General features: G+C 49.0%; 1 protein-coding gene. It reads left to right on the top strand.

What is annotated here, in order from left to right:
* Positions 1-639 (top strand): Rpn family recombination-promoting nuclease/putative transposase (locus GFC01_RS17825; protein WP_152948486.1); only part of this gene is annotated, 639 nt, incomplete at both ends.

Genomic DNA, 639 nt, shown 5'->3' with positions numbered 1-639 from the left:
GAACTCTTTGCAGACAGCGAAGAGGACTTGATCCGCTTTTTCGGCCAGATAAAGACGCAGGTAATCCGGCAATTGAACATCGAATTTCCCCTGGTGGAGAAAAAGAGAAGCGATTTGATCCTGGAATGCCGGACAGAAAAGGGACCCGCCGCAGTGCACATGGAATTTCAAAGTACCAACGATAACGACATTCCCTATCGCATGCTCCGTTACGCCGCCGATATAAAGCAAAAATACAACCTGCCGGTATACCAGATCCTCATTTACTTCGGGGACCGGGAAATGAACATGGCGGACGGATTATCCTTTCACTTTAACGCACAGAATTACCTGGATTACCGTTTCCGGACGGTAGACCTGGGCGGCATCACGGCTGAAGAGATCAAAAAAACCGGCAACTATACTTTATATGCCCTGCTGCCCTTAACCGACAGGGAGAAAAGGAAGCAAAAAGGGGAAAGCTTTTTAAGAGAATGCGCAGAAGAAATAGCCCGGACACCCTTGAGTTTTGAAGAGAAGCAAAAAGCCCTGCTGCGGGCGGAAATATTCGCCGGGCTGCTGTATGAAGAGCAGGTCATCGAAATGATTTTCCGGGAGGTGGAAAATATGCTCGATCTGGAACAGTCTGCCGGTTACCGC

This window comes from Desulfofundulus thermobenzoicus (genome assembly GCF_009428905.1).
GTDB lineage: Bacteria > Bacillota > Desulfotomaculia > Desulfotomaculales > Desulfovirgulaceae > Desulfofundulus_A > Desulfofundulus_A thermobenzoicus.
Note: the sequence above shows the minus strand (reverse complement) of the source record. Positions and strands in the feature narration are given on the sequence as shown.